General features: G+C 67.1%; 7 protein-coding genes. All 7 read left to right on the top strand.

Annotation, left to right across the window (positions count from 1 at the left end; all coding sequences use genetic code 11):
• Positions 1-358: 358 nt before the first annotated feature.
• Positions 359-1,534, top strand: coding sequence for a phosphoglycerate kinase (locus EX88_RS0121790; RefSeq protein ID WP_031374092.1), 1,176 nt, complete (start codon positions 359-361; stop codon positions 1,532-1,534).
• A 2-nt stretch (positions 1,535-1,536) separates the two neighbouring features.
• Positions 1,537-2,184, top strand: a complete 648-nt coding sequence (locus EX88_RS0121785) for an HAD hydrolase-like protein (protein ID WP_036149800.1) — start codon at positions 1,537-1,539, stop codon at positions 2,182-2,184.
• Positions 2,185-2,691: 507 nt separating this feature from the next.
• Positions 2,692-2,913 (top strand): DUF6289 family protein, encoded by a 222-nt coding sequence (locus tag EX88_RS0121780; RefSeq protein ID WP_031374090.1) that lies wholly within the window; start codon positions 2,692-2,694, stop codon positions 2,911-2,913.
• Positions 2,914-3,061: 148 nt separating this feature from the next.
• A complete protein-coding gene (locus EX88_RS26270) occupies positions 3,062-3,280 on the top strand; it encodes a DUF6289 family protein (RefSeq protein ID WP_152566412.1) in 219 nt (72 codons plus the stop codon).
• Positions 3,281-3,474: 194 nt separating this feature from the next.
• Positions 3,475-4,341 (top strand): PhzF family phenazine biosynthesis protein, encoded by an 867-nt coding sequence (locus EX88_RS0121770; RefSeq protein ID WP_031374089.1) that lies wholly within the window; start codon positions 3,475-3,477, stop codon positions 4,339-4,341.
• A 492-nt stretch (positions 4,342-4,833) separates the two neighbouring features.
• Complete coding sequence (locus EX88_RS0121765; protein ID WP_081931365.1) at positions 4,834-6,270, top strand: collagen-like triple helix repeat-containing protein; 1,437 nt, start codon at positions 4,834-4,836, stop codon at positions 6,268-6,270.
• Positions 6,271-6,444: 174 nt separating this feature from the next.
• Positions 6,445-8,151, top strand: coding sequence for a ShlB/FhaC/HecB family hemolysin secretion/activation protein (locus tag EX88_RS0121760; RefSeq protein ID WP_161786168.1), 1,707 nt, complete (start codon positions 6,445-6,447; stop codon positions 8,149-8,151).
• The last annotated feature ends 218 nt before the right edge of the window (positions 8,152-8,369 follow it).

The raw sequence follows: 8,369 nt of genomic DNA, 5'->3' as shown, positions 1-8,369 counted from the left end.
AAATCTCGGCAACGGCAACGGCAACGGCAACGGCAACGGCAACGGCAACGGCAACGCGGTCGCTCTTGGGTAGGAGCGGCGTCCTACTGGATTTCCTTCGGTCACAAGCCGCGACCGCGCCACTTCGATCTCGCCGTGCGGCCCAATCAGCACCGATCACAGGCCCGGCCGCCGCCCCCATACCAAACCGTCTCCACGCCAGTAAGCCCCGCCAATGCCTCCGTTCAGACACGAAGGTTTATTTCGGCCCCCCGCGCCGCGACAATAGCCACCCCGGCGGCGGCTCCCCGAACCAGCCGCGCCCCCAGTTCCACTCGTCCCCAGCCATTCCATCCCCCGCATCGCCTCAGGAGGCCCCGTGCCCATCGTTCGCATGACCGATCTCGATCTCGCCGGCAAGCGCGTGTTGATCCGTGAAGATCTCAACGTCCCCATCGACGATGGCCGCATCACCTCCGAACTGCGCATCCTCGCCGCGCTGCCGACGCTGAAGCTGGCGCTGGAGAAGGGTGCGGCGGTGATGGTCACCTCGCACCTCGGCCGCCCCAAGGAAGGCCAGTGGAGCCAGGCCGATTCGCTGGCGCCGGTGGCGCAGCGCCTGTCGGAACTGCTCGGCATCGAAGTGCCCTTGATCAAGGATTGGGTCGGCGGCGTCGAGGTACAGCCCGGTCAGCTGGTGTTGCTCGAGAACTGCCGCATGAACGTCGGCGAAGGCAAGGACGACGAGGCGCTGTCGAAGCAGTACGCCGCGCTGTGCGACGTGTTCGTCATGGACGCCTTCGGCACCGCGCACCGCGCCCAGGCCTCGACCCACGGCGCGATCCGTTTCGCCAAGGTCGCCGCGGGCGGCCCGCTGCTGATGGCCGAGCTCGACGCGCTGGCCAAGGCGCTCGAACACCCGGCGCGTCCGCTGCTGGCCATCGTCGCCGGCTCCAAGGTGTCGACCAAGCTCGAACTGTTGTCCTCGCTGGTGTCCAAGGTCGACCAGCTGATCGTCGGCGGCGGCATCGCCAACACCTTCATCGCCGCAATGGGCCACAGCGTCGGTAAGTCGCTGGTCGAGCCCGACCTGATCGACACCGCCAAGCAGATCATGGCCGACGCCAAGGCGCGCGGCGCCGACATTCCGGTGCCGACCGACGTCGTCGTGGCACCGGCGTTCGCAGCCGATGCACCGGCGACGGTCAAGGCCGTCGATGCGGTCGACGCCGGGGACATGATCCTCGACATCGGCCCCGACACCGCCGCGCGCTACGCCGAGCTGATCAAGAACGCCGGCACCGTGGTTTGGAACGGCCCGGTCGGCGTGTTCGAGTTCGACGCCTTCGGCCATGGCACGCAGACCTTGGCGCGCGCCATTGCCGCGTCGAAGGCGTTCTCGATCGCCGGCGGCGGCGACACCCTGGCGGCGGTCGACAAGTACGGCATCGCCGACGAGGTCAGCTATATCTCGACCGGCGGCGGCGCCTTCCTCGAGTTCCTCGAAGGCAAGGAATTGCCGGCGGTGACCGCGCTCAAGCAGCGCGCGGGCTGACCGTGGGCGCGCCGACCACCCTGTTCTTCGATCTCGACGGCACCCTGATCGATTCGGCCGAGGGCATCACCCGCAGCGTGTCGTACGCCTTCGAGCAGCTTGGGCATCCGGTGCCGTCGCAGGCGGAGTTGCGGGGCTGGATCGGTCCGGCCCTGCGCACCAGTTTCCTGCCCCTGCTCGGCGACGAGGCCCGCGTCGAGCAGGCCGTGGCCTTGTATCTGGAACGCTACAGCCGCGAAGGCTGGACCGAGCTTTCGGTCTACGACGGCGTCGCCGAGATGCTCGACGCGGTCCACGGCGCCGGCCACCGCCTGGCCGTCGTCACCGCCAAGAACGAAGACAACGCGCGCAAGATCCTCGCCGGCCTGCCGTTCGGCGACCGCTTCGACGACGTCATCGGCTCCAGCCGCGACGGCCGCCTGACCCACAAGGTCGACCTGATCGCCGAAGCCTTGCGTCGTTTCGAACTGTCGGCGGAGCAGTGCCTGATGATCGGCGACCGGCGCATGGACATCGAAGGCGCGCGCGAGCACGGCATGCGCAACATCGGCGTGTTGTGGGGCTTCGGCAGCGAAGACGAACTGCGTGAAGCCGGCGCCCAGCACCTGGCCGCCGCGCCGGCGCAGTTGCCGGCCTTGCTCGCGGCCTGATCGGCCGCGCTGGCATCCGACGCGCGGCGGCCTTGGGGTAGGAGCGGCGCGAGCCGCGACCGCGCCGCCGCCCGTCGCGGTGCAAACGTCGAATCTCAAGTGTTTCGACGTAAGTGATGGGCATGGTTGCGCCGAAGCGCTCACGCTTGCATCGCCATCGGATCGATGGCGGTCGCGGCTTGTGACCGAAGGAAATCCAGTAGGACGCCGCTCCTGCCCAGCAGCGGCGCCGCTGTTGTCCACGCATCACTCGTTCGCGCAACGCGTCGTGCGCTGCACCATCGTCGCGGCTGAATGCGCCCCGGCGACCTCGCAGATTCGCTCCGTCGCGTCGCCGGGATTGCGATTGCCGGTGCTTTACGCAGCGGCAAAACGGCCAATAGCGATAGCAATCACGATTTCGATAAGTGGATACAAGCTCGAACCTCCGATCGTGCCGCTGCGCTCGCGCGCTGGCATAAGGTGCCCGAGCGGCGAATCACGCCGCGCAATCGGGAGAGAAATCGCATGCGTCGTATCGGATTGTTCGCTGCCGTCATGGCGGTGGCGATGGTGGGTGGCGTGTCGTTCAATGCACTGGCCTACAACTGGCAGGGCACCTGGTACTACTACAACGCCGAAGGCGCGCAGGTCGGCAAGTGGACCGCCGGCTGCGGCGCCGCCGACGGCCGTTGGGGCCAGACCACCGAGAACAAGCGTTTCGTGCAGGGCTGCGCAGCCGAAAGCTGAGGCGTCGCGCATACGGTTCGCGGCGTTCGCGCCGCAGGAAAGCTCCGGTCTTCCGGGGCTTTCCTCTTTGCGCGAACGTCGCGGGGTTTCCAGCGCTCCGGCGAGGCATGGCCCGACGGAGTACGAATCAAGCAAGGGGAGAACGACGATGCGTCTTATCGCAACTGCAGTGGCGGCGGTGGTGCTGGGTGGATTGGTGCTGGCCGGCAGCGTAAAGGCCGCGCCTCCGTGGCAGGGTTATTCGATTCTGTATTTCAACGAAGCCGGCGAAGAAGTCGGCGGCGCCGTCGCCAGCTGCGGCGGCCAGTACAGCTCCTGGGGCGAGAGCACTGCGATCTTCCAGAAGCGGACCTGGTTCTGCGATTGATCGCAGGCCCGCAACGCAAGGGGGCGGCCGTCTTGGCCGCGCCCTTGCGCTGCACCGTCGTCGCACCGCCTGCACGATGACATGCGCTTCGGCCGCATGGGTTCGACGCAAGCGGCGATGACTTCGCCGAGCATCGCGTCAATCGTGCCGAGGGCACATGAACGCATGTGCCGCGGGCTGTACGCTCGGCATCCATGAGCCTGCGCCGCTTTCTGCAACTCGATGTCTTCGCCCACCGCATCGGAGCGGGCAATCCGCTCGCGGTGGTGTTCGATGCGCAAGGCCTCGACAGCGAGGCGATGCAGTCGTTCGCGGCCTGGACGCACCTGCCGGAAACGATCTTCCTGTTGCCGCCCGAGCCAGGCGCCGATTATCGGGTGCGCATCTTCACCCCGCGCCAGGAGCTGTCGTTCGCCGGTCATCCCAGCATCGGCGCGGCCTGGGCGGTGCTCGACGCCGGACGCGTGTCGCCGCGCAGCGAAGCCTTGGTGCAGCAGTGCGCGGCCGGACATTTGCCGGTGCGCATCGTCCACGACGCGAACGGTTTGCGGGTCAGCATCCGCACGCCGCGCGCGCAGCGTTGCGTCACCGCTCACGACAAGCAGGCCTTGCTCGACGCGGCGTTGGCCGGAGTGCCATGGGGGCCGCTGGTGCCGGCGCTGTGGGACAACGGACCGCGTTGGTGGGTGGCCGAACTCGCCGATGCCGCCGCGGTACGCGGCATGCGCCCCGACTTGGCGGCGATCCAGGCCCTGAGCGGCGAGGATGCGCTGGGGCTGGCAGTGTTCGCGCGAACCCAGGAGCCCGGATTCGCCTACGCGGTGCGGGCCTTCTGCCCGAGCGACGGCATCGCCGAAGATCCGGTGACCGGCAGCGCCAATGCGGCGATCGCGACCGCCTTGCTCGCCGCCGGCCGTATCGAGGTGGGCGATGCCTACCAGATCAGCCAGGGGCGCGAGGTCGGCCGCGATGGCTGCATCGAGATCCGCATCGACGACGAACGCGAAGTGTGGATCGGCGGGCGCGTGCAAGCGGTGGTTCGCGGCACGGTCGAGTGGTGAAACCCGTTCGTGCGTAGTTTTGCCTTACGCCGATAACGCTTACCGCGTAGTTGTCGGAAACAAGAAAAACGCGCGGCGGGCCTCGGTCGCGCTGCGTCGGCATGGTCGCGATGGCCTAAGGGCGGCGCCGCAGAAGACACGTTCGGGTTGTGTTTCTGGATTCGCGTTCAGAACGCTTAAGGGCATAACCGTACGGTTACGCAGGGTCTTGTCCGTTGTTGCGCCGGTCGCGCGTTTCCGCACTGATTGATGAACGAAAATCACCCTTTCTCACCCGTTTAACCGGCCATCGGAAATATGCGCACGTCGCTATATAAACGTGATGAACGTCACATTTTATAAACGATGAATCGGAGCAGCCTTGACCCACTACACACCAGAACGGCAACTGTAAGTGTGATAGGGGAGCTTGCCGGTATCGCGACCTAGCGAACGCAGGCGTAGCGACACATTCGCGCACGAGGCAGCTCAGGCTGCATTCGGAGGAACGCAATGGAATCTCAAAGCATTCGTAAAGCCCTTTCCTACAGCCTGCTTGCAGCCTGCATCCTGACGGTCACGGTATCGACCACGGGTTGCTCGGGCTCGGGCGGCGTCAAATCGAGTTTCAATCCTAATCCCGGGGGGGGCGGCGACGGGGGTGGCGGTTCGGGCGGCGGCGGCTCAGGAGGCGGCGGCACGGGTGGTGGAGGTTCCGGCGGCGGTGGCTCGGGCGGTGGCGGCTCTGGCGGTGGCGGTTCCGGCGGCGGTGGCCCGGGCACTCCCGGTGGCCCCGGCACGCCTGGCGGTCCCGGCAATCCTCCCGGCAGCACCACCACTCCGCCCGGCGGCGTAGTCGGCTCGGTCGTCACCACCGGTGGCGGACTGATCAGCGGCGTAGGCGGCGCGATCAGCGGACTGGGCGCGCAAATCCCGAATCAGGCTCTGCTCGGCGGCAGCACTCCGACCACGCGGGGGCTGGGCACTGTGGTCGACGATGTCGGCGACACGATCACCGCGCTCGGTCAAGCGACCAGCAGCGGTCTCGGCCAGATCGGCAACATCTCCAATCCGGTCGGCACAACTGCGGCCGGCGTCGACAACGTCGTGGTCAACGTCGGTACCACCGTCGACGACCTCGGCAAGACGGTCGCGACCGTGGGCGCCTTCCAGGGCTCGCCGATCCAGCCCCTGACCAGCACCGCCGGTGCCTTGGTCTCTGGCGTCGGCACGCAGGTCAAAGGCTTGGCGCCGAAGGTCGGCGGACTGATCGAAGGTCCGAGCGGGCAGGCGCTGACCGGCGCGCTCAGCAACGTGCTGACCCCGGTTGCCGGTATCGGCCAAGCCAACGGCGGCACCGCGGGCGGCAGCGGCGGCAGCAACCTTGTCGCGAATGTCTCGCGTAGCGTGGGCGGCACGACCAGCGGCGTGGCCGCTGCGGGCGGCACGGTCGGCGCGCAGCTCAGCGGTCTTCCGATTCCGGGCGGCGCAACCGGCGTGCTCGGTGGCGCGGTACAGGGCGTCAGCGGCAACCTCGGCACGGTCGGCGCGGGCATCACCGCAGGCATGGGCAATGCCGGCAGCATCGCCAATCCGGTCGGCGTGACCGCAGCTGGCGTGACCAGCGGCGTCGCCGGTCTTGGCGGCACGGTCGGCGGCGTGGGCTCGGCATTGGCCAGCACCGGCGCTACCACGCCGTTGGCGCCGGCCACCGGCCTGATCGCCGGCGCGGTGACGAGCGTCGGCGGTGGTGTGACCACAGTCGGCACGACGGCGACCGCGGCGGTCAATGGTCCTTTGCAGCCGGTTACCCAGGGGCTGAGCACGGTCGTCAACGGCGTGGCCGGGGCGACCGGGCTCAATGGCACCAGCACCGGCAGCGGCCTGCTCGGCGGCACCACCAACCAAGGTGGCCTGCTCGGTACCGGTCTGCTCAAGAAGAAGCCTTGAACGCAAGTTTGTGATGCAACGCGCGGGAACGGGCACAGGCCCGTTCCCGTCGCGCAACAACGGCGTATGGTGAACGCATGAGTCTTGGGGAGGCGCGTTCCGCCGCATGGCGGACGCGCCATTCCAATGCCGACCTTCCGCTGGATGGACCACGCTAAACGCAGGGGCGCGTGCATGCGAACAGGCCTTTCGGGAAAACGCTACCTACTCGCGCTGACGGTCACCGCGCTTTTGTATTCGACCTTGCCGGCGTATTCCCAGGATCGCCTGCCGACCGGCAACCCGCTGCAGACCCTGCCGCAGGCACCGTTGCCGAAGACCGACCCCAAGGTCAGCACCACGGTCGCACCGCAACAGAATCCCGAAATGGCCGCTTTGCTGGCGTTGCAACTCACGCCGAGCAAATTCGACGTGTCCGGCGTCAAGGCGATCCCGTTCGAGCAGGTCGCGGCGGTGTTCAGTCCGCTCGCCGGCAAGAGCATCACCGTCGCCGAATTGCTGCAGGCGGCCGAAGCCTGCAGCAAGCTGTATCGCGAACACGGCTACGCGCTGTCGTTCTGTTATGTGCCCACCCAGGATTTCGCCAATGGCGTGGTCCGCGTGATCGCGGTCGAAGGCTATGTCGCCGAGCTGCGCCTGAGCGGCAAGCCGGGCAAGCTCGAGCGCAAGATCCGCGCGATCGCCCAACACATCCTCGACGACCGGCCGTTGCGCCAGGCCACCTTCGAGCGCTACTCGCAGATCCTGGGCTTCCTGCCCGGCGCGAAGATGGCGATCAACGTGCCCGCGCCGACCACCACCGACGGCGCGACCGCGCTGGAGCTCAACGTCGGCGGCAAGCGCTACGACGCCACTTGGGCGCTGGAGTTCAACCATCCCGGCACCCAGGGGCTGATGAATCTGCAGCTCAATGCGCTGACGCCGCTGGCCGAACAGTGGACCTTGTCGACCCTGTATCCCGACGGTCGCGGCGACGAGCGTTTCTACGGCGCCGGCTATTCGCAGTTGTTCGGCAGCGACGGCTGGATCGGTCGTGTCGACGGCTCGCGTTATCGCGGCGAACCGGCCAGCCGTACGCCGCTGCCGGATTTCCTCGATCACCGCGTCGAACAGGACCGCCTCGCGTTCGCTGCGCGTTATCCATGGCTGCTGCGCAACGAGCGCTCGATCTTCATCGGCGCCGGCATCTACGGTGCCGATCAGGTCGATGCCTACCGCAACACTGCGACCGGTGCGATCCTGCAACAACGCTCCAAGACCCGCGTGTTGCAGGCGAGCTTGGATTACACCAAGGCCAAGAAGAACAGCGCTCGCCAAATCAGCCTGTCGATCGCGCGCGGCCTCGATGCCTGGGGCGCCTCGGCGAGCACGGTGACCAACGTCGCGGGCGTCGAATTCGCCTCGCCGAACGATGTTTCGTTTCGGCGCTACAACCTCGGTTACGCGCAGAGCCGAAGCTGGGCCGAACAGCGTTACCTCGCGATCCTGCGCGGCACCGCCCAGTACAGCCGCAACCGCTTGCCGTCGTCCGAGCAGATCAGCTTCGGCGCCTCGCGTTTCGCCTTGGCCTACGACCCGGGCGAAGTGTCGGCCGACAAGGGCTGGGGGTTGTCGCTGGAACTCAGCCGCAACTACCGCCCGCAGTCGCGCTGGTTGAAATCGGTGTCGCCTTACCTGGTGGTGCAACACGCGCAAGTCTCGATGACCGAAGGCCGCCCGCCGATCGACAAACTCGGCTCGGTCGGGCTCGGCATCCGTCTGTCCGACAACCGCCACTACAACGTCGATTTCGCTTACGCCCGACCGACCGCGGACCTGCCGCTGGAGGCCGACGACCGCAAGGCGCGCTGGAATCTGAGTTTCTCTTATCAGTTGCAGTAGCGGTGCGGGGCTGCGGTGTGAGTCGTCATCCTCTTGTAGGAGCGGCGTGAGCCGCGACCGCGGAGTCTCGACCTCGCGCCGATATCGGTCGTTGCCTTGGGGTAGGAGCGACGCGAGTCGCGACCGCGTTCTGACGGCGTCGCGGCGCCTCGACCAAGCAATATCTAGATCAAACGCTAAAAGCTTCCGCCACTAAAGCGGCGGGTTACTTTCTTTTG

The organism is Lysobacter antibioticus, from assembly GCF_000731095.1.
GTDB classification, from domain to species: domain Bacteria; phylum Pseudomonadota; class Gammaproteobacteria; order Xanthomonadales; family Xanthomonadaceae; genus Lysobacter; species Lysobacter antibioticus_B.
This window is presented reverse-complemented; position numbering and strand designations above follow the sequence as displayed.